Raw genomic sequence first — 23,678 nt, forward strand, 5'->3', positions numbered from 1 at the left:
AATGCACAAAACGCCCGCGGCTTCGGTTAGGCTTCGGCCTCCCACCTGCTTTGCGAGACGCACCTGCTGATGAACGATCCACGCAGCCTCGAATTCGCCGCTCCCGACCTGCCGTTGCGCGACGACGTGCGGCGCCTGGGCGCGCTGGTGGGCGGCATGCTGGCCGAGCAGGTGTCTCCGGAATTCTTGCAGGAGGTGGAGAAGGTCCGCACCGCCGCCATCGCCCGGCGCCAGGGCGACGAGCCGCCGGCTTCGCTGGCCGGATTGCTGGCCGGACTGGAGCCGCACCACGCCGAATCGCTGATTCGCGCTTTCAGCGCTTATTTCCAGGTGGTCAACATCGCCGAGCGTGTGCACCGCATCCGTCGCCGCCGCGACTACCAGCGCGCCGGCAGCGCGCCGCAACCCGACGGTCTGCACGATGCGCTGATCAAGCTGAAAGCGCAGGGCGTGACTTTGGAGGAGCTGGCCGAGTGGCTGCCGCGCATCGACATCGAGCCGGTGTTCACCGCGCACCCGACCGAGGCGGTGCGCCGGGCGCTGCTGGAGAAGGAACAGCTGATGGTCGCCAGCCTGGTCAACGACCTAGACGGCCAGCGCACGCCCGGCGAACGCGCCACCGACATCGCCCGCTTCCGCATGGCGCTGACTTCATCATGGCAGACCGCCGATTCCTCGCCGGTGCGCCCGGGCGTGGAAGACGAGCGCGAACATGTCGGCTTCTATGTCACCAACGTTCTGTACCGGGTCATGCCGGTGCTGTACGAAACCCTGGAGACTTCGCTGGTCGAGACCTTCGGCAAGACCATCGACGTGCCGCGGCTGCTGCGTTTCGGCACCTGGGTGGGCGGCGATATGGATGGCAATCCCAACGTCGACGGGAGCACCATCGCGGCGACGCTGCGCGCGCAACGTCGTTCGGTGCTGCAGCTGTATCTGAAGGAGCTGCGTCAGCTGACCACGCTCTTGAGCCAGTCCAAGGACATGGTCGGCGTATCGCCTGAAGTGGAAGCGCAGGTCGAGCGTTATCGTGCGCTGCTGCCGCAGGCCGCCTCGCGCTCCAAGCCGCGCCACGCCGACCAGCCTTACCGTCTGCTCAACGACCTGATGCGCGCGCGCTTGCAAGCGACCTTGGACGACGCGCCCGAGGGCTACTCCACCCCGCGCGAATTCGCCGACGACGTCGACCTGATCCTGCACAGCCTGGAACAGAACCGCGGTGTGCATGCGGGCTGGTTCGCGGTGCGCCGTCTGGCGTGGCGGGTACGCAGTTTCGGTTTCCACCTAGCGCGGCTGGACGTGCGCCAGGAATCCAGCGTGCATGCGCGTGCGGTCGCGGCTGCATTGAAAGACGAGGAATGGGAATCGCGCGATGCGGTGGAAAGGGGAACGTTGCTCGGGCTCTATGCCAGCGGCGAAACCGTTCTGCCCAACAACGACGACGAGATCGGCCTGCGCATGGATGCGGTATTCGCCGCGCTTTCCGAAGCCAGGCAGCTGCACGGCACCGATGCCTTGGGCGCCTACATCATCAGCATGGCGCACAATCGCGCCGACGTGCTGACGGTGCTTGCGCTGGCCAGGCGCGGCGGACTAGTCGATGGGCAAGGCAACGTGCCGCTGGACATCGCGCCGCTGTTCGAGACCGTGGACGACCTGGAACACGGCCCGGATACCTTGCGGGATCTGCTAGCCGATCCGGTCTACCGCGCCCATCTGGCGGCGCGCGATAACGTGCAGATGGTGATGCTGGGCTATTCCGACAGCGGCAAGGACGGCGGCATCGCCGCCTCGCGCTGGGGATTGCAGCGCGGGCAGGTGGAACTGCTGCAGGCGGCGAAGGAACTGGGCATCAAATTGACCTTCTTCCACGGCCGCGGCGGTTCCATCAGCCGCGGTGGCGGCAAGACCACGCGCGCAGTGGACGCGTCGCCGCGCGGCAGCGTGGACGGCCGTTTGCGCGTGACCGAACAAGGCGAGGTGATCCATCGCAAGTACGGCATCCGCGCGCTCGCTTTGCGTTCGCTGGAACAGGCGACCGGCGCGGTGCTGGCGTCCAGCCTGCGCCCGCGTCCGCTGGAGCCGCGGGAAGCGAAGTGGCGGGAAGTCATGGACATGGTGGCCAAGGAAAGCACGCGGGCGTATCGCGGCTTCGTGGGTGCGCCGAAGTTCATGGACTATTTCCGCCAGGCCACGCCGATCGACGTGATCGAACGCATGACGCTGGGGTCGCGGCCGTCCCGGCGCTTGGGCGAAGACGCGGCGCTGACCAATCTGCGGGCGATTCCCTGGGTATTTGCCTGGAGCCAGTCGCGCGCAGTCATTCCGGGTTGGTTCGGAGTGGGTAGCGGACTGCAGGCGGTGATCAAGGCGGGCGGGGAGGAGACGTTGCGGGAAATGGCCCGCGACTGGCCGTTCTTCAAGACCTTCCTGGACGATATTTCCATGGTGCTGGCCAAGGGCGATCTGAGCATCGCGGCGATGTTCTCGCGCATGGCCGGGCCGTTGCACGAGGAGTTCTTCCCGCTGATCGAGCGCGAGCTGGCGCTGACCAAGAAGTGGGTGCTGCGGCTCAACGACAACGAGTGGCTGCTGCAGAACGACCAGCGGCTGGCGTTGTCGATCCGCTTGCGTAATCCCTATGTGGATCCGATCAGCGTGTTGCAGGTCGATCTGCTGAAGCGCTGGCGCGACAGTGGGCGCGAGGACGACGCGTTGCTGCGCGTGCTGGTGGCCAGCGTGAATGGGGTGTCGCAGGGTGTGCAGAACACGGGTTAGTGGCCACTACTGGCATACGTCGCGTTCTGCCCTGCAGAACAGACCCGGGATACCGTCAGTCGTCATCCCAGCGCAAGCTGGGATCCATTTTGACCTTGCGTTTGCTCGTGCCTGCTTCTGCTTCTACGTCCTCCCTTGCGCGCAGCGCAGGGGAGGATTGAGGAGGGGTGCTTTTGATCTTGCTCCTGCCGTCATCCCCGCGAAGAGGCTGCCCTCGAGTGCTTTAGTCGGGGGCGGGGACCCGGCGACTTTGGCTTTTGCTTGCTGAAGTGCAAAAGCGTTTCGCGCGTTGCGCGAGTCACTTTTCTTTGAACGGCAAAGAAAAGTAACCAAAAGAAAGCCGCCCTACGGCGCGCCCAGCGATAAGGCCGCTGGGTCCGCAAGTGCATCGGGAATTTTCGGACGGGGCATCCTGCCCCTTTCGAAAACGGCGCACATCCTTGTGCGCCGCCCCTGCGGGGTTTGTCCCGCCACACTTGCCGCGCCTCACGGGTTGTCAGATTCAAAGCAAAGCAGAAAGCAGAAAGCAGAAAGCAGAAAGCCTTGCAGGGTTTAGATTCTCGTGTTGAGCCACGCGGTCAGCCATGCGCGTCCTGTCGTAGGAGCGATGTGAGTCGCGAACACTGATTCTCGATTACGGTTGCGACTCACGTCGCTCCTACGGCAGCCGAGATATCAGGCGTCGAGTTCGTTCCAGCGCTGGTAGGCGTGTTCCAGCTCGGCCTGCAGCTTCGCCGACGCTTCGTTGAAGGCCAGGATCGCGGCGCTATCCTGCTGATAGAACTTAGGATCGTTCATCGAAGCAGTGCGCGCGGCAATGTCGGCTTCCAGCTGTTCGATCCGGGCGGGCAGCAACTCCAGCTCGCGCGCGTCCTTGTAGCTGAGCTTGCGCTTCGGTTCGATGGCAGCCGCAGCAGTCTGCACCGGGCTGGGCGATGCCTTGGCAGGCGCAGCGGATTCCGCGTTGAACAATGCGTTCGGACGCTGCCGCACCCAGTCGGTATAACCGCCCACGTAATCGGCCAGGCGACCCTGGCCTTCCAGCACCAACGTGCTGGTGACCACGTTGTCGATGAACTCGCGGTCGTGGCTGACCAGCAGCAGGGTACCTTTGTACTCGCCCAGCAGTTCTTCCAGCAGTTCCAGGGTTTCCACGTCCAGGTCGTTGGTGGGTTCGTCCATCACCAGCAGGTTGGAGGGCTGGGCGAACAGCTTGGCCAGCAGCAGACGGTTGCGTTCGCCGCCGGACAGGCGGGTGATCGGCGCGCGTGCGCGCTCGGGCGAGAACAGGAAATCCTGCAGATAGCCGATGATGTGCTTGCGGGTACCGTTGATCTCGATGAAATCGCGACCCTCGGCCACGTTTTCCAACGCGTTGAGGCTGTCGTTGAGCTGGCTGCGGTGCTGGTCGAAGTAGGCGACCTGCAGCCCGGTGCCCAGCGCGACTTCGCCGGCTTGCGGCTGCAGCTCGCCGAGCAGGATCTTGAGCAGCGTGGACTTGCCTGCGCCGTTGGGCCCGATGATGCCGACCCGGTCGCCGCGCAGGATCGTCGTCGACACGTTGTCCAGCAGCACGCGTCCGTCGTAGGCCTGGGTGATGCCTTCGATCTCGATGACCTTCTTGCCGGATTTCTGCGCGGCCGATACAGCCATGTTGACGTTGCCGCCCAGCTCGCGTCGCTGCGAGCGCTCGCGACGTAGCGCTTTCAGGGCGGTGACGCGGCCTTCGTTGCGGGTGCGGCGGGCCTTGATGCCCTGGCGTATCCAGATTTCTTCCTGCGCCAGCAGTTTGTCGAAACGGGCGTTCTCCTGCGCTTCGGCGTGCAGGCGCTCTTCGCGGCGGCGTAGGTAGTTTTCGTAGTCGCCCGGCCAGCTGGTCACCTGGCCGCGGTCGATTTCCACGATCCGCGTGGCCAGCGCGCGCAGGAAGCTGCGGTCATGGGTGACGAAGACGATGCTGCCTTCGAACTGCTTGAGGAAGCCTTCCAGCCAGGCAATCGCGTCGATGTCCAGATGGTTGGTCGGCTCGTCCAGCAACAGGATGTCGGGCTTGCGCACCAGCGCCTGGGCCAGCAGCACGCGGCGCTTCATGCCGCCCGAGAGTGCGGCGAAGTCGGCGTCTTCCGGCAGTTCCAGTTTGGTCAGCACCTGCTGCACGCGCAGATCCAGGTCCCAACCGTGCTGGGCCTCGATTTTCTCCTGGGCGTCGCCCATCGCCTCCATGTCGCCGTCGTGCAGCGCGTGGTGGTAGAGCGCCAACAGGTGGCCCAGGTCGCCAAGACCCTCTGCGACCACGTCGAAGACGGTGCCGGCGGTGTCCTGCGGCACTTCCTGGGCCATCCGCGCGACCACCACGCCGTTCTGCAGGCGTACTTCGCCGTCGTCCGGCGTGATTTCGCCGGCCAGCAGCCGCATCAGGGTGGATTTGCCCGCGCCGTTGCGCCCCACGATGCAGACGCGCTCGTTGGGTTCCAGGGTGAGATCGACGTGTTCGAGGAGGAGCGGTCCGCCGATGCTGAAATCGACGCGCTGCAATTGCATGAGGGACATGCGCCATTGTACCCGGCGCGGCAGCCCCAAGCTCGCAGCGATCCCGCGACCCGTTCATTGGTACAGGTAGCGCACCACGTGGAAGAATACCGGCGCGGCGTACACCACCGAGTCCAGCCGGTCCAGGATGCCGCCGTGCCCTTCGATCATCTCGCCCCAGTCCTTGGCCCCCAGGCTGCGCTTGACCGCCGACAGCGCCAGCCCGCCCAGAAAGCCGCACAGCACGATCAGCAGCGACAGCAGGGCCGATTGCAGCGGCGTGAAGGGCGTGATCCACCACAGCGCCGCGCCCACGCCCGCGGCCGACAGGCCGCCGCCCACCAGACCTTCCACCGTCTTGGAGGGGCTCACCAGCGGCGCCAGCAGGTGTTTTCCGAACAGCTTGCCGAAGACGTACTGCAGCACGTCGCTCAGCTGCACCACCAGCAGTAGGTAGAACAGCAGCAACAGATTCTGTCCCTCGTAACCGGGAATGCGCAGCAGCATCAGCGCTGGCGCATGGCTCAGGCAGTACACGGTCAGCATCAGGCCCCATTGGACCTTGGTGTTGCGTTCCAGGAAGTTCTCGGTATCGCCGGACAGCGCGGAGACCGCGGGCAGCAGCAGGAATCCGAACACCGGGATGCACATCACGAACAATCCGTACCAATCGATGCCGATCAGCCAGTACTGCAGCGGGATGGCGACATAAAAGCAAAGGCATAGCGACCAGTGGTCGCCGCGCCGTGTCGGGGTGAGGGTCAGGAACTCCCGCAGCGCGAAGAACGAAAGCAGCGCATACAGCACCAGCGTCGCGATCTTGCCCAGGAGGAAACAGGCGGCCAGCACGCCGACCATGACCCACCACGCACGCACGCGCGCATTGAGGTTGTCGACTACCGGCCCCGGCTTGCGTCTGGCCAATATCCAGCCGATCAGACTGGCCAGCAGCAGTACGCCGATGACCCCGGCGATCACCCACCAGAATTTCTGTGGGGCGCGGGCGAGGGCGGTATGCAGGAAGTCGTCCAACGACAGACTTCCGGACGAGAAATTCGTGTTCATGCCAATGCCACCACTGCCTCGCGCGCGCGCCGCAGGAAGTCCTGTTTTTCTTCCCCGTCGATGCGCGGGAGCGCCGGGCCGAAACGCACCGTGCAGATCAGCGGCACCGGCAGCAGACTGCCCTTGGGCATGCTGCGGCGGGCGTTGTCGAGGTATACCGGGATCAGCTCGACCTCCGGAAAACGCTGCGCAAGGTGGAACAGCCCCGATTTGAAGGGAAGCGGCTGCGGCTCGCTATTGCGTGTGCCTTCGGGAAACAGGATCAGCGAACTCTTGTCTGCCAGCGCGTCGTACAAGGGCTGCAGCGGGTCGCCTTCGCATTGCTCGCGGTTGCGTTCGATCAGCACAGCGTTGAAACCGTTGCGCGCCACAAAGTTGCGTATTCCGCTGCCCCAGTAATCGCGCGCCGCCACCGGGCGCGTACGCCTGCGCAGGCGCGGGGGCAGGGCCGACCACAGCGCCACCGTGTCGACGTGGCTGGCATGGTTGGCGAAGTAGATGCGCTGTCTGCCCGTGGGGTGCGAGCCCGCCCAGCGTGGATAGGCGCCCAGGAAGATCTGCACGCAGAACACCAGGAGGCGCGAGAACATCACCTCAGCCCTTTTCGTGCAGACGTGCGGCGAGGGCTCGGATGCGGGTGAAGCAGGTCAGTGCCGAGCCTGCGGCAATCAGGATGGCAGCCGCCAGCAGTGCGTGGCGGGTTCCGTTCCAGTGCAGTTCCGCCGCGCCGATCACGCAGGCCAGGGTCAATACCGCCATGCGGTGCGGCTTGGCCATGGGTCCGCGGAAGTCCTGCACCAGGCCCGAGCTGCCACCGAATACGCGGACGTAGGCGGTAAGTGCGGCGAGCAGCGCACCCAGCCAGCCGAGCCACGGATGCATCGCGGCGTAGCCTAGGGCCACGATCAGCAACGAATCGGCGATGCGGTCAGGGAATTCGTTGTAGAGCGCGCCTGTCGGCGTCTGCTTGCCGCCTTCCACCGCGACCATGCCGTCCAGCAGGTTGCACAGCAGGCGCAGTTGCACGCAAACCGCCGCAAGCAACAGACCCCATGGCGAAATCCCCCAGGTCAGCATCATCGCGCCGACGCCCGCGAAGAAAATGCTGATCACCGAAATCTGGTTCGGCGTGATCGACGAGCGCGCCAGGGACGCGCTAAGCGCGCGCGCCCAGCCACTGGCTCGCGCGGCTATCGGCCTGCGGTTGTCGTCTTTCCCCATCGGGAGATAGTAGCCGAAGGGCGGGCGGCTAGCGATTTGCTCCCCTCTCCCTTGATGGGAGAGGGTGGCCGAAGGCCGGGAGAGGGTGGGGCCGGAGCTCGCTATGACGAATAGCGATGCGAACTCTAGCGAGGAAAATCCACAAAAAGCACGCATCGCTGCGCTCGCACACCCCTCTCCTGCCCTACGGGCATCCTCTCAGCCTTGCACACCCTCCGGGCGCCACAAGGGGAGAGGAGAGAAGTTTAGCTTTCGGTCTGCAATTACCAATCAGTCGGCCGGTAGTCCTTGAGGAACTGTCCCCAGACATGTTCGCCGGTGTTGATGCCGTGGATGATCGGATCGACGATGCGGGCCGCGCCGTCGACGATATCCAGAGGCGGGTGGAAGCGTTCCTCCACGGTCTTGCGGGCGGCCAGCTCCACCGGATCCTCGTCGGTCACCCAGCCGGTGTCGACGCTGTTCATGTGGATGCCGTCGCCGTGGTAATCGGCGGCGGCGGTGCGCGTCATCATGTTCAGCGCCGCCTTGGCCATGTTGGTGTGAGGATGCCGCGTGGTCTTGAAGTTGCGGTAGAACTGGCCTTCGACCGCCGACACATTGACGATGTGCTTGTCGCGGTCCGCCGTGCGCATCATCAACGGCTTGAGACGCGCGTTGATGAGGAAAGGCGCGATGGCGTTGACCAGCTGCACTTCCAGCAGCTCGACCGACGGCACTTCGGCCATTTGCAGTCGCCATGAATTGCGGCCGCGCAGGTCTACCTGCTGCAAGTCCTGGTCCAGCCGACCTTCGGGGAACAGGTGCTTCTGACCCAGCAGCTCCTCGGCCAGCAGCGGCACCTGCGAAAGTTCGGCGGCGTGGGTGAGGCCCGCCACCTCGGGAAAACTCTGTTTGACCGCGGCTTGTTTGATCGCGACCTGCATGGCCGAAGCTTCCGGCAGCAGATCGTGGCTGCGCAGGCCTTCGTAGCTGCCCAGCAGCTTGCGCACGTGTTCCGGCGTGTCGCGCAGCGCGGCGGTCTCGGCTTCCATCATGTGCGCGTAGAACTCGGGCGGGCGGCGCACGGTCTGGCAGGCGTTGTTGACGATGAAGTCCAGGCGTTGATACTTGGCCGACAGTTCGCGGCAGAACGCTTCCACACTAGGCGTGTGGCGCAGGTCCAGGCCGAACACTTCCAGTCGATGGCCCCACTGTTCGAAATCCGGCTCCTGCGAATACCGCGCCGCGGAGTCGCGCGCGAAGCGCGTGGTGACGATCAGATGCGCGCCGGCGCGCAGCAGCTTGAGCCCGGCCTGATAGCCGATCTTCACCCGTCCGCCGGTCAGCAGCGCGACACGCCCGGTTAGGTCGGCCAGTTCGGTGCGCTTGGTGAAATTGAACTCCGCGCACTCGGGGCACATCTGGTCGTAGAAGTGGTGGACCCGCGTGTACTTTTTCTTGCAGACGTAGCAATGCCGCAACTCGGGCGATTCCAGCGGTTCGCGCACGTCTTCGGCGCGGTCCTGGGCGACGAACCCCGCCGGCGGGAAATAGTTGGGCGTGGTGAACACCGGCGCACGGCGCAAGGCGCGGATGCCGGTCTGGTCCAGCAGCGCATCGGCGCGGCGCAGCTTCTCGGCGTGGCGCTCGCGTTCCAGCTCCTTGGTCTTCTTCCTGCGCAGCTTCGGCTCGGGGTGGTAGATCGAGGCGATGGCCTTGTGCAGACGCACGCGCTCTTCTTCAGGCCAGCCGTCGAGCGCGGTGCGGTCGGCGGCAATGGACTCCAGCAGCTGCAGGGTCTGCTCCAGGTGGGTTTCGGCAGTCACGGGCGTTCCAGTAATACGGTGGTGTTGCGAAGCCTGAAAAAGAATACGGGCCTTTGCAGGCCCGTATTCTCCAACTTTGTCATCCCAAGCGTAGCGAGGGATCCGCTTCACCGCGCTTCAACAGCAGATCCCTCACTTCGTTCGGGATGACATTGCGTTTTTTTACTTCAGGCCAGCGGCCTTGCGCAGCTCTTCGGCCTTGTCGGTCTTCTCCCACGAGAACGACGTGGCGGTGTGTTTCTTGCCGGCGCCGTCGGTGTAGGTGAATTCCTTCGGCTTGCGGCCGAAGTGGCCATAGGCGGCGGTCTGCTGGTACATCGGATGGATCAGGTCCAGCATCTGCAGGATGCCGTACGGGCGCAGGTCGAAATACTTGCGGATCAGTTTTTCGATCTTCTCGTCGGAGATCTTGCCGGTACCGAAGGTGGTGACCGAGATCGAAGTCGGGTGGGCCACGCCGATGGCGTAGCTGACCTGCACTTCGCAACGGTCGGCCAGGCCGGCGGCGACCACGTTCTTGGCCACGTAGCGCGCGGCGTAGGCGGCGGAACGGTCCACCTTCGAGGGGTCCTTGCCGGAGAACGCACCGCCACCGTGACGGGCCCAGCCGCCGTAGGTGTCGACGATGATCTTGCGGCCGGTCAGGCCGCAGTCGCCGACGGGGCCGCCGATCACGAACTTGCCGGTCGGGTTGATGTGGAACTGGGTGCCCTTGTGCAGCCACTTGGCCGGCAGCACCGGCTTGAGGATCTCTTCGCGCACGGCCTCGACCAGGTCTTTCTGCTTCACGTCCGGATCGTGCTGGGTGGACAGCACCACCGCGTCGATGGCCACGGCCTTGCCGTTTTCATAGCGCAGGGTGACCTGCGACTTGGCATCGGGACGCAGCCACGGCAGCTTGGAATTCTTCTGCTTGCGGATCTTGGCCTGCTGCTCGACCAGGCGGTGCGACAGATGGATCGCGGCCGGCATGTAGCTGTCGGTCTCGTTGGTGGCGTAGCCGAACATCAGGCCCTGGTCGCCAGCGCCCTGTTCTTCGGGCTTCTTACGGTCCACGCCCTGGTTGATGTCGGGCGACTGCTTGCCGATCAGGTTCAGCACGCCGCAAGTGGCGCCGTCGAAACCGACTTCGGAGCTGTCGTAGCCGATGTCCACGATCACCTTGCGGGTCAACGCTTCCAGGTCGATCCATGCGCTGGTGGTGATTTCACCGGCCACGATGGCCACACCGGTCTTGACCATGGTTTCGCAGGCCACGCGCGCGCGCTTGTCCTGGGCCAGGATGGCGTCGAGCACGGCGTCGGAAATCTGGTCGGCGACCTTGTCCGGATGGCCTTCGGAGACCGATTCGGAGGTGAAGAGGTAGTTGGACATTCGGCTTATATCCCTTGATCGAGATGAAAAGATGGGTGCGCATGATACACGCACCCGGTCGAGCGCGCATTGTGCCGGTTCAGGAGGGGATTGGCGTTAAGGAATCGGCGCAGCCGACCCGGTCGCCTGTCACCTGGCTGCCGCAAAACCGCAACCAGCCTGACGCCCGCCGCGGGCAGGCTGCCGGCGAAACCCGCCGAGGGCGGGCTGCGGGACGATGCTCATGAACACCCTGGAACGGCAACTGGCCGAACGTTATCCGCACTGGTTCCGCGGTCGTCGCGCCGCCGTCGCGCGGCCGTTGCTGCGCGGGTTGGCGCAATGGTCGCGGCTGGAGCATGTCTACGGATTCCTGGACAGTCATGCGCACCTGACCGGCTTCGCGCTGATCGAGGCTGCGCTCGGATTCCTCAATCTGCGCTACACCGTCGACCAGGTGGAACGGAGCCGCATCCCCGCATCGGGCAGACTGCTGGTCGTCGCCAACCACCCCTCCGGCGCGCTGGATGCCCTGGCGCTGCTGCATCTGGTCGGCAGCGTGCGCACCGATGTGAAGATCGTGGCCAACGATCTGCTCAGCCAGGTCGAAGGCCTGCGCGAGCTGTTGTTGCCGGTGCGGATCCTGGGCGGCAAGCCCAGTGCGCAAAGCCTGGCGGCGATCGACCAGGCTTTGAGCGAAGAGCAATGCGTGATCGTGTTCCCCGCGGGCGAAGTGTCGCGCCTGGGCGCGCGCGGCATCACCGACACACGCTGGCGCCGGGGTTTCCTGCGTTTCGCCATGGATAACGACGCGCCGGTGCTGCCGGTCCGGATACAGGCGCGCAACTCGGCGCTGTTCTACGGCGCTTCGGCATTGTCCAAGCCGGTGGGAACGGCGCTGCTGGCGCGCGAGATGTTCAAGCGCAGCGGGCGGCGCATCGCTTTGCGTGTGGGATCGGTGATGCGGATGGATCGCACCGCCGAACCGGAAGCCGCGCTGGCACGGGTGCGCCGCACTCTGTACTCGCTAGGCAAGAAAAGCGAAGAGAATGCGCCGTCGCAGCAGGCGCTCATAACGCCCGTCGATCCGCGCGTGCTGGGCGACGCCATGCGCGCGCTGGAAATCCTGGGCGAGACCAGCGACGGCAAGCGCATCTGCGTGGGCCGTCTGCGGACCGGTTCGCCGCTGCTGCGCGAGATCGGCCGCCTGCGCGAGCTGACATTCAGGGCGGTGGGCGAGGGTACCGGCGATGCCCTGGACATCGATTCCTACGACGCGCATTACGAACACATCGTGCTATGGGACGAGGCCGCCAGGAAGATCGCCGGTGCCTATCGCATCGCGCGTGGAGCCACGACGCTGGCGACGCATGGCTTGAAAGGTCTGTACACCGCCTCGCTGTTCCGATACGCGGACGACGTCGTACCGCACCTGGCCGAGGGCATGGAACTGGGCCGCAGTTTCGTGGCACCGGAGTATTGGGGAAGCCGCAGCATCGATTATCTGTGGCAGGGCATAGGCGCCTATCTGCGCCGGCATCCGAATGTGCGCTACCTGTTCGGCGCGGTTTCCCTAAGCGCGGCGTTGCCGTTGGCGGCGCGCGAGCAGATCGTCGCCTACTACGCCCGCTATCACGGCGAGGTGGAAGGAAGGGCGGTGTCGCGGCATCCCTTCCAGTACCGCGATGCGCCGCCCTCGTTCGGCGAACTCGACGCCGAGACCGCGTTCGGTGTGCTGAAGGCGAACCTGGATAGGCTGGGCGCCACTATTCCCATGCTCTACAAGCAATACACCGAGCTATGCGAACCGGGTGGCGCCCGTTTTCTCGCCTTTGGCGTGGACCCGGCTTTCAGCGACTCCATCGACGGCTTGATCGAGGTCGATCTGCAGCGCATACGCCCGAAGAAACGCGCCCGCTACCTGAAAGAAGTTGCCTCCCAAGCGGAGGCAGCCGCATGAAGGCGGCTGCGGCTTTGGCGATGCGCCGGGCGGTGTTCGTCTCCGATGTCCACCTGGGCTCCAAGCATTGCCATGCGGCGCAGTTCGCCGATTTCCTGGAAACCCTGCACTGTCGCCAGCTCTACCTGGTAGGCGACATCGTCGACCTGTGGTGGATGGCGCAGAAGCGCGCGACCTGGAATCATGCTCACAACCGCGTGGTCGAGGCCCTGCACGCCTTGCGCCGACGAGGCACCGAGCTGATTTATATCCCCGGCAATCACGACCGGCCCATACGCCGGTTCTGCGGACTGGTGCTGCCTGCCATGCAGGTCCGCCGCCGCGCCATCCACGTCACCGCCGACGGACGCCGCCTGCTGGTCACCCATGGCGACGACTACGATGCGGTCACCCATTTCGGCGGCCTGCAGGAGCGCTTCGGCGACTGGCTGTACTACCGCATCCTGACCGGCAACAAGATCGTCAATGGGTTGCGCCAGCGCTTCGGCCTGCGCTACTGGTCGCTATCCGAATATCTGAAACGACAAAGCGTCGCGGCCGAACGCTACATCACCCGTTTCGTGCAGGCGGGACTGGACGATGCCCGCCGACGTGGCCTGGACGGCATCATCTGCGGACACATCCACCGTGCGGCCCTGATCCAACGCGAGGGTCTGATCTACGCCAACGACGGCGACTGGGTGGAAAGCCTGACCGCTTTGAGCGAGGAAGCCGATGGCAGCCTCTGCCTGCTTTCGCATACCGGCGAGCTTCTGGCGGCGTTGCCGGCCCGACTGCGGCTGGTGATGCAGGATCTTCCTAGAGCGGCGTGACGCCGGATGCATAGGCGCGTAGGAGCGACGTGAGTCGCGAAGGATCAACCGCGCCGTTGTCCTTCGCGACTCACGTCGCTCCTACGCCGACCCTACATTGCTCCTACGGCGGCAGGCGCATGGACTGTTAGCATCTGGACATGGATTCCCTTACCCACTTGTTCCTCGGCGGCGCCATCGCCGCCGCCATTGCTCCCGCCAAACACCGACGCGCCGCCCTGCTGGCGGGCGCCGCGCTGAACACCCTGCCGGACCTGGATTCGCTGTTCATCGCCTTGTCCACCAGCGATCCCGTATCGCTGATGACCGTGCATCGCAGCTTCAGCCATTCGCTGTTCGTGCTGCCGGTACTGGGCTGGCTGATCTGGTGGCTGTGCAGAACCCGCGGCAAGCGCGTGGCGGAATCGCCGAGCAGGTGGTTTTGGGCCATCCAACTGGCGCTGGTGACGCATCCGCTGTTGGATGCCTTCACCGTCTACGGCACGCAGCTGTTGTGGCCGCTGCACACGCCGCCGGTGATGGGGTCCAGCCTTTTCATCATCGATCCTATGTATACGGTGTGGCTGTTAGCGGGTTGCGTGATCGCCTGGTTCGCGCGCGAAAAAATGAAGGCGCAGCGCGCGCTGCTCGCCGGCTTGGCGTTGAGTACCGCGTACCTAGCTTGGTCGCTACTGGCCAAGTCCCGGGTCGACGAGCAAGCCGATCGCGACCTTGCGGCGATGGGCCTTCAGGATGCCCCGCGCTTTTCCGTACCCATGCCGCTCAACACCCTGTTATGGCGCGTAGTGGCGATGACCCCCGACGGCTATGTGATCGGCGATCGCTCGCTGGTGGCCGACCGTGGGGCGATGGACTTCAAGGGCTACAAGTCCAATGTGCAGGCGCTGGCCGAAGCCAAGGACATCGAGGCCGTGCAGGAGCTGGCCTGGTTCAACCACGGATTCATGCGGGCGCAGGTCGTCGGCAACGAACTGGTGCTCAGCGACCTGCGCATGGGCCTGGAACCGGACTACAACTTCAGCTTCGTCGTTGCCGTGCGCGAAGGCGACGAGTGGCGGGCGATTCCGCCACGGCAAGTGCAAGACGCGTATCGCGCGCCGGTGGCGCGGGGTGGGTTGAGGAAAGCCTTGTTCGAGTTGTGGTCGCGCATATGGAACCAGCCGGGCGCCACCACCGCTAAGAATTGACCGACAGACTCGCGCAGTCGCGCCGGAGTCCGGCATGTCTCAGTAGACAGTCGCACGCGCCTGTACGAACGAGTAGAAGAACACCGCATCGGGATCGTTCTGTACCTGGTGCATCTCGCGACGCACGCCTTCCACCACTTCGTCGGTGACCTTGCCCTCGGCCAGCAGCTGATCGGCAGCCGACAGCAGCAGCTCTTCCCAGAACGCGATCATGGTCTTGCGCCGCGCGGGTTCGCGATTGTCGAAGTGGAAGGTCTTGATCTGCGTGGCGACATCTCGGTAACCGCCGGCTAGCAGCAGGTTGCCGAGTTTGGCGCCTATGAAGGGGTCGCCGCCGCTATCGATCTGGAAATCGTTGAACGCCATCCAGTAGCGCCACACGTTGGGCGAATACGGATCGAGCAGGAAGGAGGCGTTCATAACCTCGGTGATGTACAGCGGCGAGCCCGGGGAAAGCACCCGCCGCACTTCGTTGAGCACCCGCGCCGGCGAGGGAACGTGTTCCAGCACCCAGCACAAAAAGGCGCAATCGAAGCTGCGCGGCGGGAACGGCAGGTCGGTGGCATCGGCCTGTTGCAACGCATAACGTCCCTCCAGCCAGGGCATCGCCGACAGCCGCCGGGACGCGGCGCCCAGCTGCGCCGGACTCAGGTCCACGCAGGTCGCATGCAGCGCGGGAAAGCGCCGCAGCAGGATTTCGGTCTGCGCGCCCACGCCGCTGCCCACTTCCAGCAGGCGGCTGGCGCCGGCATAGTCGATGTCGTGGAAGATGGTCGATTCGGCGATCTGGGCCTGCTTCACCAGGCGCGCTTGCTCCACTTCGGAAAAGCCGTGCAAATAAGGGAATTCGGTGGTGTTGGACGGGTCGTTCATGGCTTCCTCCGGGAAGTACCAGACAAGCAAAGACGCTCTGAAAAATAATCCCGTTCGTGGTGAGCCTGTCGAACCACGCCCTTGGCGGATTCTTTCAAATATTACTGGTCAATATTCCCGTGAAAAGCGTGGTTCGACAGGCTCGCCACGAACGGAATCTTCGATAGGCTCACCACGAACGGAGTTCTTATATAGGACTTGTCCCATTTGATCCAAATCCGGCATGGTGGGTTTTGTTCACGCCGCCACCGACAACTCGGGGACAACGCCGGCGATCAGCGCGTCGAAGTAATCGCTCGTCAAGCGGATTTGCGCCTCCGCGCTTTCGGCGCGATTGACCACCGCGCGGAATGCTGCGTTCTCCGGCCGGTCTTTGGCGTACCAGCCCAGATGCTTGCGCGCGATACGCACGCCCTGATGCTCGCCGTAGAAATCATGCAGCGCATGCAGGTGGCTCAGCAGGATTTCGCGCACGTCGCCCAGCGTGGGCGCCGGCAGCAGGTCGCCCGTGGCCAGGTAATGGGAGATTTCGCGAAAGATCCACGGTCGGCCCTGCGCGGCGCGACCGATCAGCAAGGCGTCGGCGCCTGTGGCTTGCAGCACGAAAGCCGCCTTGTGCGGGGAGTCGATGTCGCCATTGGCCATCACCGGGATGCGCAATGCGGACTTGATCTCGGCGATGGTGTCGTACTCGGCCACGCCGGTGTACTGCTGGTCGCGGGTGCGGCCATGCACCGCCAGCGCGACGATGCCGGCGCTCTCGGCGATGCGGGCGATGCGCAGGCCGTTGCGGTTTTCGGCGTTCCAACCGGTGCGGATCTTCAAGGTCACCGGCACCTCCACCGCACGCACCACCGCCTCCAGGATGCGCGCGACCAGCGCTTCGTCGCGCATCAGTGCGGAGCCTGCCCAAGCGTTGCACACTTTCTTCGCAGGGCAGCCCATATTGATGTCGATGATCTGCGCACCGTGATCGACATTGTGGCGCGCCGCATCGGCCAGCACCTGCGGTTCGGTGCCGGCGATCTGCACGCTGATCGGCGCGGGTTCGCCGATGTGGTCCATGCGATGCAGCGATTTGCGCGTATGCCAGAGCAGGGGATTGCCGGTGGTCATTTCCGATACCGCAAGCCCCGCGCCCAGCCGCTTGCACAGTTGCCGGAACGGCTTGTCGGTGACCCCGGCCATGGGGGCCAGGACCAGTGCCGGAGTTATCGGATGCGGGCCGATCTGCATATCGGCATTGTAACGGGGCGTTAGGGGGCGGAGTCGGCGATATCGAAGCGGGCCGCGACTTCGGCCAGACGTGGCATGGCCAGAGCGGCGCCGGTTCGTTCCGTGGACACCGCCGCGTAGCGATTAGCGAAGCGCACGTGCTCAGCGAATGCCGGATTCATATTGCCGGCCAGCGAAGCTGCCAGCGCTCCGTTGAAAGCATCGCCCGCGCCGGTGGTATCGATGGCCTCAGCCGGCTCGGCGGCGAGGCGGTAGTGGGATTTGGCGTCGCCGCGTAAGGCGTCTTCGGCATGCGAGACGAACACGCCCGCCGAACCCAAAGTCACCACCACCGTGCCATGCGCCAGCAGTTCACGGCAGAGCGCGTGCAGGCTGACGCCATCGGTGGCGCCGACATCGTCCGGCTCGATCTTCTCGCCGATATGGCGGGCGACCAGGGCGGCGAATTCGGTTTCGTTCGGGGTGAGGATGTCGGCGAGCGCCAACAGTTCGATGCTGGTTGCGGCGTTGGCGGGCGCAGGATTCAACAGGCCTACGACTCCATGCGCCCGCGCCAGTTCCAGCGCCGCGATGACGCTTTCGCCAGGCGATTCAAGCTGTACCAGCAAGGTGCCCGCTGCCGCGATAGCCCCATCTTGTGAACGCACGAAAGCAGGAGTCAGCGAAGCATTGGCGCCAGGGCCGATCACGATGGTATTGCGTCCATGCGTGTCCACGTAGATGCCGGCGGTGCCGGTGGGCTGGTCCGAAGCCAGATCGCGCAAGTCGACGCCGTTCGCCGTGGCCAGCGCGCGCGCCAGCACGCCGCCTGGGTCGTCGCCTAGCGCACAGATGAAAGTGGTTTCCGCGCCCGCCCGCGCAGCGGCGATGGCCTGGTTGAAACCCTTGCCGCCGGGACCGCTGGCGTAGCTGCCTGAAATGGTGGCGCCCGGCGCGGGCAAAGCCTCGCATTGCCACACGTGGTCGACATTGAAGGAACCCACTACCACTACCGAAGCCATGTGTTTACCCGAAATGCGACAGTACGCCGGCGATGGTCGCGGTCATCAGCGTAGCGATGGTGCCGCCCAGTACGGCGCGCAAACCGAAGCGCGCCAGGTCCGAACGCCGTTCCGGCGCCAGTCCGCCGATGCCGCCGATCTGGATGGCGATCGAACTGAAGTTGGCGAAACCGCACAACGCATAGGTGGCGATCAACTTGCCTTCCGCCGTTAGGCTCACGCCCGCTACCTTGCCGTTGACGATTTCCGCCAGCTGCAGATAGGCGACGAATTCATTGATGACGATTTTCTGACCAATCAGCGAACCGACGGTGGTCGCATCCTGCCAAGGCACGCCGATCACCCAGGCGATGGGCGCTAGCACGTAGCCGAAGATCATGGCCAGGTCGGTCGGCTTGCCCAGCATGGCCTGCAGCCCGGTGACCTCGCCGACCCAGGTCAGCGGCCAGTTGATCAGCGCGATCAGCGCGATGAAGGCCAACAGCATGGCGCCGATGTTCAACGCCAGACGCAGACCGTCGCCGGCACCCGCCGCCGCCGCGTCGATGATGTTGCTGGAAGTCTTCTCCACTTCCATCTTCACCGTGCCGCGCGTTAGCGGCGTGCCGGTTTCCGGGATCAGCAGCTTGGCCACCACCAGCGTGGCCGGCGCAGCCATGATCGAGGCGGCCAGCAAGTGCTTGGCGTAGAACGCCTGTTGCGCCGGGTCGCCGCCGCCCAGCATGCCGACGTAGGCGGCCAGCACGCCGCCGGCGATATGCGCCATGCCGCCGATCATCATGGTGATGAGCTCGGACTCGGTCATCTTGGGAATGTAAGGACGCACGGTGAGCGGCGCCTCGGTCTGGCCGATGAAAACGCTGGCGCAGACGCTGGTGGTTTCCGCGCCCGAGACCTTCATCACCTTGGTGATGGCCCAGGCCATCGCGCGCACGACCGCCTGCATCACGTTCAGGTGGTATAGCACGCCCATCAGCGCGGCGAAGAAGATGATGGTCGGCAGCACTTGGAAGGCGAAGATGAAGCCGTAGGTCTTCACGTCCATCATGCTGCCGAAGATGAAGCTGGAACCGGCATTCACGAAGCTGAGGATCTTGACGAAGACCTGGCCCAGCCAGTCGAACACTTCGCGCCCGCCCGGCACCAGCAGCACCAGCGCTGCGAAGGCGATCTGCAGGGTCACGCCGGTGAAGACCAGCTTCCAGTCCACGGCCTTCTTGTTGTTGGAAAACAGGAACACAATGCCGATCAGCACCGCCAGCCCGAACAACCCGAATCCGATTCGCCCCAAACCTTCCAGCATGTGCAGCCCTCTGTCGCGCAGTCCCCGAATCGAACCAGACTAGAGCAGGGCAGGGGGCGCGGCAAGGCAAATCAACCCGTGCCTCAACCGATCCCGCGCCAAGCCACCCATGCGGCAAGGGCCAGGAACACGATTGCAGCCACGCTGCGGGCGAGCTTCAAGGGCAGGCGGTCGGCGAAACGATGGCCAAGCCAGACCACCGGCAAGTTGGCCGCCAGCATGCCCAACGTGGTGCCCGCGATGACTTGCCAAAGCGGCGAATACTTGGTCGCCAGCAGCACGGTCGCTACCTGGGTCTTGTCGCCGATCTCCGCCAGGAAGAAGGCGATCGTGGTGGCGATGAACGCCCCGTGCGCCGGCAGTTTCTCGCCTTCGTCCAGCTTGTCGGGCTTGAGCGTCCACAAGGCCACGGCCAGGAAGCTGCCCGCGACGATCCAGCGCAATACCTCAGGCGACAGCCATTGCGACAGTTCAGCGCCCAACCAGGCCGAAATCGCGTGATTGATGATCGTGGCCGCCAGAATGCCGAAGGCGATGGGCCACGGCTTGCGGAAGCGGGCGGCGAGCAACAGCGCCAGCAATTGGGTTTTGTCGCCGATTTCGGCGAGCGCCACCGTTCCGGTGGAAACCATCAGGGCTTGCAGGGTGAACATTGATCGACTCCGGGACCGGGCATTCGCGAAGGACGCGAAGGCAAACGCCACGCAGCCCGGTCCGGGTAGCGCAACGCCTGCCTACGGTCTTGCCCGACGACGAAGCCGAAGCTTCGGCCCTGCGCACCATGGCGAGGATTCCATAAGGAATGCGGCCAAGTATGTTGATGCGCAGACCCCGCACGCGGCGGGTGGGCTACTCCCCGGAGGAGGAAAGTGCGGCGATTGTACAGGTGCGCCATCTGGCATGAGTAAACTCTTCTCATTCGCCAGAAACGTTTGGGAGCAATACGCATGCAATACCGACGCCTCGGTTCCTCCGGCTTGCAGCTTTCCGCGCTGTCCTTCGGCGCCTGGGTCACCTTCGGCGGCCAGATCGGGCGCAGCGAAGCGCGCAACCTGATCGCGGCCGCGTACGACAACGGCATCAACTTCTTCGACAATGCCGAGGTCTACGCGAAGGGCGAAGCGGAGAAGGTCATGGGTGATGTGATCGCCGATCTGCGCTTGCCGCGCGATGGCTACTGCGTTTCCAGCAAGGTGTTCTTCGGCGCGGTGGACGATCCCAGGCCGACCCAGCGCGGACTGTCGCGCAAACATGTGTTCGAGGCGTGCCATGCGGCATTGCAGCGTCTGCGCGTGGACCACCTGGACCTCTATTTCTGCCATCGCCCCGATCCGGACACGCCGATCGAGGAAACCGTCTGGGCCATGGATGCGCTGATCCGCCAGGGCAAGGTGCTGTATTGGGGAACCTCGGAATGGTCCGCCGCGCAGATCAAGGAAGCCTCGCGCATCGCGCGTGCGCATCACCTGCACGCGCCAAGCATGGAGCAGCCGCAATACAACCTGCTGCACCGCACGCGGGTGGAACTCGAGTACGCACCGCTGTATTCCGAACTGGGGCTGGGCACCACCATCTGGTCGCCGCTGGCGTCGGGCCTGCTGACCGGCAAGTACAACGAAGGCGTGGCTGCGGAATCCCGGTTGGGTCAGAAAGACAATGCGTGGTTGCAGCGCATGGTGATAGGGGACGAGGGAAGCAGGCGCATCGACCGGGTACGCCGCTTCACCGCCGTGGCGGCGGAGCTGGGCGAGAAGCCTTCGCAACTGGCCATCGCCTGGTGTCTGCGCAATCCGCACGTGTCCACGGTGATGCTGGGCGCCAGCCGCACCTCGCAATTGCTGGAGAACCTGGGCGCGCTGGAACTGACAGACCGTTACGACGAGGCGGTCTGGACCCGGCTGGAGGTCGCTACCGCCGAATGAAGAGAGGGTCTTGACGCAGTAATGAGAATCATTATCATCTAATCCTGTTCCCACAGGAGCTACCCAGATGAGCGCACAGCCGATCTTCCTTTCCCGCCCCGAGACATCAGGGGTTCTGCATGAACGCGTCGTCTCCCAGCCGGTACGCGTGGAAGAAACCCTCAGCAGCGAACGCCTGCTCAACGGGCGCCGCGAGATTCTGATCAGCCACGGCGATCGCGTATACCGCCTGCGCCACACCAGCAACGACAAGCTGATCCTCACCAAATAAGCCAAAACGCGCGTCGCGCCACGCGGGGTCGTGGCGCTTACCGCCGCGCCGTTAAACGTCTCTCTCCACCCGAGCGCCAGCCATCGGTTCGCCAGCTCACCGGGTCACACCTTGCATAGGACCCGTAGAACCGATGAACCGTCCCACCTTGCTGGCTTCCGCGCTGTGGCTGGCGCTTGCCGCCACCGCGCACGCCGAAACCGCCGCCGATACCGGCGCCGACATCAACGAACTCGAACGCATCCAGGTCACCGCCACGCGCAGCGAACGGGCCATTGCCGATGTTCCCAATACGGTCGACGTGATCGAGCGCGAGCGCATGGACGAGCTGATGGTGCGCGACCTTAAAGACCTGTTCCGCTACGAACCCGGCATCACCGTCGGCAGCAGCTTCGGCCGCTTTGGCCTGGGCGATATCCGTATCCGCGGACTCGGCGGCAACCGCGTGCGCATCCAGACCGACGGCATTCCGGTGTCGGACGCGTTCTCCATCGGCAGTTTCTCCAACGCCAACCGCAATTTCGTCGATCTCGATACGCTCAAGCGGGTCGAAGTCGTGCGTGGTCCCACCAGCTCCCTTTACGGTTCCGATGCGCTGGGCGGCGTGGTCTCTTTCATCACCAAGGATCCTTCGGACTATCTGAAGGAGGGCAAGGACGCCTACTTTGGTTTCAAGCTGGGTTACGACAGCAGCTGGGAAGGGCTGTTCGGCGGCGCCACCGCCGCGTTCGGCAGCGAACGCTGGTCTGGCCTGGTCGCGGTGAGCCATCGCCAGGGCAAGGAAACGGAAAATCAGGGCGAAGTGGGCGGCACCGGTAGCACACGCACCCAGCCCAACCCGCAGGATCGCGATGGCCGCAGTGTATTGAGCAAACTGGTCTACGCGCCCAGCGCCGACCAGCGTTTCCGCCTGACCGTGGAAGGCAACGAGGACAGCACCGACACCGACCTGCTCACTTCGCGCGGCTTTCAGGCGCTGACCGGCGCAACCAATAATCTGGTGCTGGGCCGCGATCATCAGACCCGCGCGCGGGTTTCGTTCGCGCACGAGCTGGATGCGGTGAACGCGGGCTTCGCCGATAGCCTGGACTGGCAGGTCTATCGCCAAGACAGCGAGACCACCCAGTACACGCTGGAAGAGCGCTCGCTGCCGCCGCCGACGCTGCGCGACCGCCGCGAACGCGAATTCAATTTCGATCAGCGCCTATACGGACTGCAGGTGAACTTCCGCAAGGGCTTCGCCACCGGCGACGTAAAGCATGACCTGGCCTATGGCCTGGATCTGTCGCGGAGCGAAACACGGCAGAAGCGCGATGGTCTGCGCACCTTCCTCAATACCGGCGCCACCACGCCCTCGATGCTGCCCGACGTCTTCCCGGTGCGGGATTTTCCCATCAGCAAGACCACGACCGCTGCGCTGTATCTGCAGGATGAAATCAATTTCGCCGAGGGTGCCTTCCGCCTGATCCCGGCCTTGCGTGTCGACCACTACAAGCTGAAGCCGGAAGTGGACAACATCTTCGCCGAGGACAATCCGGGGGTCGTGGTCAGCGAGGTCAGCGAGACCAATGTTTCGCCGAAGCTGGGCGCCGTCTGGCAATTCGCCGACAAGTGGTCGCTGTTCGGCGGCTATGCGCGCGGCTTCCGTTCGCCGCCTTACAACGACGTCAACATCGGGTTCACCAACCTGCTGTTCGGCTATACCGCCATCGCCAATCCGGACCTGAAGCCGGAAACCAGCGATGGCCTGGAAGCCGGTCTGCGTTTCGCGGGCGATGCCGTCTACGCCAGCATGTCCGGCTATTACAACCGTTACGACGACTTCATCGAGTCGCTGCGCTTCATCGGATTCAACGACGAAGGCCTGATGGTCTACCAGTCGCAGAACATCGCCGAAGCGAAGATCTATGGCGTGGAGCTGAAGGCGGGCCTGGATATCGGCGCGTTGTCGGAGAAGTGGGAAGGTTGGTCGCTACGTGGCGCCGCGGCCTGGTCGCGCGGTGAGGATGAAACCGCCGATGTGCCGTTGGACAGCGTGGACCCGCTGACCGCGACACTGGGGATCGCCTATGAGCGCGAGGCCTGGGGCGCCGAACTCGCCGGTCGCTTCGTCGATCGCAAGGACCGGGTTTCCGATCCTGGCCTCTATCAGCAGGCCGGCTATGGCGTCGTCGATCTGTATGCGCACTGGAGCTTAGCGCCGGGCACCACGGTCAACGTCGGCGTCTTCAATCTTGCCGACCGCAAGTATTCCGAAGCGGGCGATGTTCCATTGGTCAACGGCGGCAGTGCCGTGCTCGATCGATACACCAGCCCGGGCCGTAATTTTTCGGTCAGCCTGTCGGTGAACTGGTAACGC

18 protein-coding genes are annotated in these 23,678 nt (G+C 64.4%); 7 read left to right on the plus strand and 11 right to left on the minus strand.

What is annotated here, in order from left to right:
• Positions 1-69 precede the first annotated feature (69 nt).
• Complete coding sequence (gene ppc, locus J2W94_RS00550; RefSeq protein WP_310089655.1) at positions 70-2,778, plus strand: phosphoenolpyruvate carboxylase; 2,709 nt, start codon at positions 70-72, stop codon at positions 2,776-2,778.
• A gap of 675 nt (positions 2,779-3,453) precedes the next feature.
• Here the strand turns inward: ppc and J2W94_RS00555 are convergent.
• The 6 genes from J2W94_RS00555 to metK all read right to left on the minus strand — a co-directional run bounded on the left by J2W94_RS00555 (position 3,454) and on the right by metK (position 10,775).
• The gene (locus tag J2W94_RS00555) at positions 3,454-5,328 is read right to left on the minus strand and encodes an ATP-binding cassette domain-containing protein (protein WP_310089656.1); all 1,875 of its coding nucleotides are present in this window, start codon (positions 5,326-5,328) and stop codon (positions 3,454-3,456) included.
• A gap of 54 nt (positions 5,329-5,382) precedes the next feature.
• Complete coding sequence (locus J2W94_RS00560; RefSeq protein ID WP_310089657.1) at positions 5,383-6,372, minus strand: phosphatidate cytidylyltransferase; 990 nt, start codon at positions 6,370-6,372, stop codon at positions 5,383-5,385.
• Complete coding sequence (locus J2W94_RS00565) at positions 6,369-6,962, minus strand: lysophospholipid acyltransferase family protein (protein ID WP_310089658.1); 594 nt, start codon at positions 6,960-6,962, stop codon at positions 6,369-6,371. The genes J2W94_RS00560 and J2W94_RS00565 overlap by 4 nt, the downstream gene beginning before the upstream one ends.
• Before the next feature lie 4 nt (positions 6,963-6,966).
• The gene (locus tag J2W94_RS00570; RefSeq protein WP_310089659.1) at positions 6,967-7,593 is read right to left on the minus strand and encodes a CDP-alcohol phosphatidyltransferase family protein; all 627 of its coding nucleotides are present in this window, start codon (positions 7,591-7,593) and stop codon (positions 6,967-6,969) included.
• Positions 7,594-7,856: 263 nt separating this feature from the next.
• The gene (locus J2W94_RS00575; RefSeq protein WP_430540528.1) at positions 7,857-9,401 is read right to left on the minus strand and encodes an SDR family NAD(P)-dependent oxidoreductase; all 1,545 of its coding nucleotides are present in this window, start codon (positions 9,399-9,401) and stop codon (positions 7,857-7,859) included.
• A gap of 162 nt (positions 9,402-9,563) precedes the next feature.
• Complete coding sequence (gene metK, locus J2W94_RS00580) at positions 9,564-10,775, minus strand: methionine adenosyltransferase (protein WP_310089660.1); 1,212 nt, start codon at positions 10,773-10,775, stop codon at positions 9,564-9,566.
• Between the two features lie 223 nt (positions 10,776-10,998).
• On the opposite strand from metK, the gene J2W94_RS00585 reads away from it, so the two are divergent.
• From J2W94_RS00585 to J2W94_RS00595, 3 genes are all read left to right on the plus strand, one after another.
• A complete protein-coding gene (locus J2W94_RS00585; RefSeq protein ID WP_310089661.1) occupies positions 10,999-12,714 on the plus strand; it encodes a GNAT family N-acyltransferase in 1,716 nt (571 codons plus the stop codon).
• Positions 12,711-13,526, plus strand: a complete 816-nt coding sequence (locus J2W94_RS00590; RefSeq protein WP_310089662.1) for a UDP-2,3-diacylglucosamine diphosphatase — start codon at positions 12,711-12,713, stop codon at positions 13,524-13,526. Before J2W94_RS00585 ends, J2W94_RS00590 begins: the two co-directional genes overlap by 4 nt.
• A 140-nt stretch (positions 13,527-13,666) precedes the next feature.
• Complete coding sequence (locus J2W94_RS00595) at positions 13,667-14,713, plus strand: metal-dependent hydrolase (RefSeq protein ID WP_310089663.1); 1,047 nt, start codon at positions 13,667-13,669, stop codon at positions 14,711-14,713.
• Between the two features lie 39 nt (positions 14,714-14,752).
• Here the strand turns inward: J2W94_RS00595 and J2W94_RS00600 are convergent, their stop codons facing one another.
• From J2W94_RS00600 to J2W94_RS00620, 5 genes are all read right to left on the minus strand, one after another.
• Positions 14,753-15,586, minus strand: a complete 834-nt coding sequence (locus J2W94_RS00600) for a class I SAM-dependent methyltransferase (protein ID WP_310089664.1) — start codon at positions 15,584-15,586, stop codon at positions 14,753-14,755.
• A 237-nt stretch (positions 15,587-15,823) separates the two neighbouring features.
• A complete protein-coding gene (dusB, locus tag J2W94_RS00605; RefSeq protein WP_310089665.1) occupies positions 15,824-16,822 on the minus strand; it encodes a tRNA dihydrouridine synthase DusB in 999 nt (332 codons plus the stop codon).
• 20 nt (positions 16,823-16,842) lie between these two features.
• Positions 16,843-17,823, minus strand: coding sequence for a ribokinase (locus tag J2W94_RS00610; RefSeq protein WP_310089666.1), 981 nt, complete (start codon positions 17,821-17,823; stop codon positions 16,843-16,845).
• A gap of 4 nt (positions 17,824-17,827) precedes the next feature.
• Entirely contained in the window at positions 17,828-19,126 is a 1,299-nt protein-coding gene (locus J2W94_RS00615; RefSeq protein ID WP_310089667.1) for a NupC/NupG family nucleoside CNT transporter, read from the minus strand.
• A gap of 83 nt (positions 19,127-19,209) precedes the next feature.
• Complete coding sequence (locus tag J2W94_RS00620) at positions 19,210-19,779, minus strand: TMEM165/GDT1 family protein (protein ID WP_310089668.1); 570 nt, start codon at positions 19,777-19,779, stop codon at positions 19,210-19,212.
• Between the two features lie 294 nt (positions 19,780-20,073).
• Here J2W94_RS00620 and J2W94_RS00625 point away from each other — a divergent pair, with 294 nt between their 5' ends.
• From J2W94_RS00625 to J2W94_RS00635, 3 genes are all read left to right on the plus strand, one after another.
• Positions 20,074-21,048 carry a potassium channel beta subunit family protein gene (locus J2W94_RS00625; RefSeq protein WP_310089669.1) on the plus strand — a complete coding sequence of 325 codons (975 nt, stop codon included), beginning with the start codon at positions 20,074-20,076 and terminating at the stop codon, positions 21,046-21,048.
• A 67-nt stretch (positions 21,049-21,115) separates the two neighbouring features.
• Positions 21,116-21,319 carry a hemin uptake protein HemP gene (hemP, locus tag J2W94_RS00630; protein WP_310089670.1) on the plus strand — a complete coding sequence of 68 codons (204 nt, stop codon included), beginning with the start codon at positions 21,116-21,118 and terminating at the stop codon, positions 21,317-21,319.
• 133 nt (positions 21,320-21,452) lie between these two features.
• Positions 21,453-23,675 carry a TonB-dependent hemoglobin/transferrin/lactoferrin family receptor gene (locus J2W94_RS00635; RefSeq protein ID WP_310089671.1) on the plus strand — a complete coding sequence of 741 codons (2,223 nt, stop codon included), beginning with the start codon at positions 21,453-21,455 and terminating at the stop codon, positions 23,673-23,675.
• The last annotated feature ends 3 nt before the right edge of the window (positions 23,676-23,678 follow it).

Source organism: Pseudoxanthomonas sacheonensis (assembly GCF_031455975.1).
Lineage (GTDB): Bacteria > Pseudomonadota > Gammaproteobacteria > Xanthomonadales > Xanthomonadaceae > Pseudoxanthomonas_A > Pseudoxanthomonas_A sacheonensis_A.

What these genes read in the sequence shown, in the direction of transcription:
- ppc (WP_310089655.1), top strand. Translation starts at nt 70, where the DNA reads ATGAACGATCCACGCAGCCTCGAATTCGCCGCTCCCGACCTGCCGTTG.
- J2W94_RS00555 (WP_310089656.1), bottom strand. Translation starts at nt 5,328, where the DNA reads ATGTCCCTCATGCAATTGCAGCGCGTCGATTTCAGCATCGGCGGACCG.
- J2W94_RS00560 (WP_310089657.1), bottom strand. Translation starts at nt 6,372, where the DNA reads ATGAACACGAATTTCTCGTCCGGAAGTCTGTCGTTGGACGACTTCCTG.
- J2W94_RS00565 (WP_310089658.1), bottom strand. Translation starts at nt 6,962, where the DNA reads ATGTTCTCGCGCCTCCTGGTGTTCTGCGTGCAGATCTTCCTGGGCGCC.
- J2W94_RS00570 (WP_310089659.1), bottom strand. Translation starts at nt 7,593, where the DNA reads ATGGGGAAAGACGACAACCGCAGGCCGATAGCCGCGCGAGCCAGTGGC.
- metK (WP_310089660.1), bottom strand. Translation starts at nt 10,775, where the DNA reads ATGTCCAACTACCTCTTCACCTCCGAATCGGTCTCCGAAGGCCATCCG.
- J2W94_RS00585 (WP_310089661.1), top strand. Translation starts at nt 10,999, where the DNA reads ATGAACACCCTGGAACGGCAACTGGCCGAACGTTATCCGCACTGGTTC.
- J2W94_RS00590 (WP_310089662.1), top strand. Translation starts at nt 12,711, where the DNA reads ATGAAGGCGGCTGCGGCTTTGGCGATGCGCCGGGCGGTGTTCGTCTCC.
- J2W94_RS00595 (WP_310089663.1), top strand. Translation starts at nt 13,667, where the DNA reads ATGGATTCCCTTACCCACTTGTTCCTCGGCGGCGCCATCGCCGCCGCC.
- J2W94_RS00600 (WP_310089664.1), bottom strand. Translation starts at nt 15,586, where the DNA reads ATGAACGACCCGTCCAACACCACCGAATTCCCTTATTTGCACGGCTTT.
- dusB (WP_310089665.1), bottom strand. Translation starts at nt 16,822, where the DNA reads ATGCAGATCGGCCCGCATCCGATAACTCCGGCACTGGTCCTGGCCCCC.
- J2W94_RS00610 (WP_310089666.1), bottom strand. Translation starts at nt 17,823, where the DNA reads ATGGCTTCGGTAGTGGTAGTGGGTTCCTTCAATGTCGACCACGTGTGG.
- J2W94_RS00615 (WP_310089667.1), bottom strand. Translation starts at nt 19,126, where the DNA reads ATGCTGGAAGGTTTGGGGCGAATCGGATTCGGGTTGTTCGGGCTGGCG.
- J2W94_RS00620 (WP_310089668.1), bottom strand. Translation starts at nt 19,779, where the DNA reads ATGTTCACCCTGCAAGCCCTGATGGTTTCCACCGGAACGGTGGCGCTC.
- J2W94_RS00625 (WP_310089669.1), top strand. Translation starts at nt 20,074, where the DNA reads ATGCAATACCGACGCCTCGGTTCCTCCGGCTTGCAGCTTTCCGCGCTG.
- hemP (WP_310089670.1), top strand. Translation starts at nt 21,116, where the DNA reads ATGAGCGCACAGCCGATCTTCCTTTCCCGCCCCGAGACATCAGGGGTT.
- J2W94_RS00635 (WP_310089671.1), top strand. Translation starts at nt 21,453, where the DNA reads ATGAACCGTCCCACCTTGCTGGCTTCCGCGCTGTGGCTGGCGCTTGCC.